The 2,347-nt window shown below is 50.4% G+C and carries 1 protein-coding gene; it reads right to left on the reverse strand.

The window, feature by feature from the left end:
- Positions 1 to 230 precede the first annotated feature (230 nt).
- A partial coding sequence (gene pheT, locus WBA89_RS01020; protein WP_424403233.1) for a phenylalanine--tRNA ligase subunit beta occupies positions 231 to 2,347 on the reverse strand: 2,117 nt, incomplete at its 5' end.

Raw genomic sequence — 2,347 nt, forward strand, 5'->3', positions numbered from 1 at the left:
TCCAAAGCACCCCACCCCAACCCTCCCCTCCCGCGGGGAGGGAGCAAGATTATTCTTGTTTCTCCCCTTAATAAGGGGGGACTAAGGGGGGTAAATTTGACTTTTGCAAGAAGTCTAATGTTATGTCTGACTTTTGAGGACTGAAGTCCTCAGTACAAACCTGGGATTTAGGTTCGCACTGAGGACTTTAGTTTTTCTTGAATGCGGAGGGTCGTCCTTACTACGAAAAGTTAGCTTCTCAAACTAACGCCGAATTTCTCAACTAAAACATCGCGGACTTTTTGTTGGGCTGGTTCGACATCGGTTTCGCTGAGGGTTCGATCGCCCGATCGATAAATCAACCGAAATGCTAAACTACGTTGACCCGCCGGTACGTTTTCCCCGCGATACTCGTCGAAGAGCTCCACGGAATCCAGCAAACTACCCGCCGCCTTCTTCATCGCACTCTGCATTTCCACAACCGGAACCTCCATCGGTGCAAAAAATGCAATATCCCTGTCGGAAGCGGGGAAACTCGAATAACTCGCGAATTTGCCAGTCGAATTTGTAGATTGCCCTAACTCATCCAACAACACCGCCAAATCTAATTGAAACACATAAACCTGCTCAGGCAAACCCTTTTCCTGCTGCAATTGCGGGTGTAACTGTCCGAAAACTCCCAACGGTTTCCCGTTTAACGATAGGGCGGCTGTGCGCCCCGGATGCAAGCGCCCATTAGACGAATCGCTTGCATATTCTACCGCCAAACCCAACTGCTGAAACACACTTTCTAGGACACCTTTAGCTTCAAACCAAGTCAAAGGTCGATCGCGCCCACCTTGCTGCCATTTCCACACAGTCGGGTCGCCGCCAATAATCCCCGCTACGGCATCTGCTTCTTTCTTTACATCCCCTTCTTTCCCAAAAATGCGTCCGACTTCAAAACCGTTGAGCGCGCCGCTTCCCTGCTCCAAATTGTATTGAAAAGCATCGATCAAACCTGACAGCATTTCCGTCCGCAAAGCCGAATACTCGACAAACAGCGGATTAGCCAGCACAACTTGATTATCTCCCTCAGTTTTTACCAAAGAATAGTGCATCAACTCCGTCAAACCGGCCGCCCGAAAAGCCGATCGCACATTCCGCACTTGCGCGTATTCTAGAGATAAATAACCAGGTTCCGTTTTGCTGGGCAAAGTATCGCAGAAATTGTCGTAACCGTGAAGTCTGGCGACTTCTTCAATTAAATCAATTTCCCTTTCTAAATCGCGGTAGCGGTAAGCCGGAACAGTTATCGCAAAAACCCGTGCTTTTTCCGTCGCAGTAACTTCGCAGCCCAAAGCTGTGAGGATATTTTTCACTTCCTCCGGTTCCAAATATGCCGAACCGCCGGTTGCTCCTCTTTTTAATTGTCCTAAGATTGAGTTTACTCGATCGAGACGCAATTCGAGCGATCGCGACCAACTCAAATCTTCCCCCGAACTCGCCGTTTTCTGTACCGTCGCAGTCCCGCCAGCCAACTGCAAAATTAGGGCAATAGCGCGATCGCACACCGTCGTCAAAGCCGCCTGATTCACCCCCCGTTCGTAGCGGATCGATGCCTCGCTGCGGAGGCCTTGAGCGCGGGCAGAACGGCGAATCGTTGCTTGGTCAAAAATCGCTGCTTCCAAGACCAAATTTTGAGTTCCTTCGTGAACTTCCGTGTCTTCGCCGCCCATTACCCCAGCCAAGGCTACGGGTTTTTCGCTAGCAGTAATTAACAAATTTTGCGGTTGCAAATTGCGGTTTTGTCCGTCCAATGTTTTGAAGGATTCCCCGGTTTTCGCAAAGCGCACGCCGATGCTGACATCGGAATTACCTGTGAAAGATTGTAGCCGATCGCGATCGAAAGCGTGCAGCGGTTGTCCCCATTCCAATAAAATGTAATTAGTTACATCAACCACATTATTAATCGGCCGCACACCCGCCGCCTGCAACCGCTGCTGCAACCAAGCTGGAGACGGCGCGATTTTCACACCTTCAATTTCCGTACCGATGTAAATCGGGCAGGCTTGCGGTTCCGATATTTCTACTGCTAAACCGGCGCTTTTTTTGTCCTCAATTGCAACACCACCGGCGGCGGGAATTCTCAAACTCGCCCCAGTCAGGGCCGCCACTTCCCTCGCCACGCCCACCATGCTCAAAGCGTCTGCACGGTTAGCAGTTGCTGTCAAGTCTAAAATCACATCATCTAAACCTAACAGCGGGCGAATATCGCTGCCCAATTCGGGATTTTCTAGCTCAAAAATGTGAATTCCGGCGGACTCTTTAGCCAGTCCCAATTCTGCGAGAGAGCAAATCATGCCTTCGGAAGGAACGCCGCGCAATT

Source organism: Microcoleus sp., assembly GCF_049646505.1.
In the GTDB taxonomy this organism is placed as follows: Bacteria; Cyanobacteriota; Cyanobacteriia; order Cyanobacteriales; family Microcoleaceae; genus Microcoleus.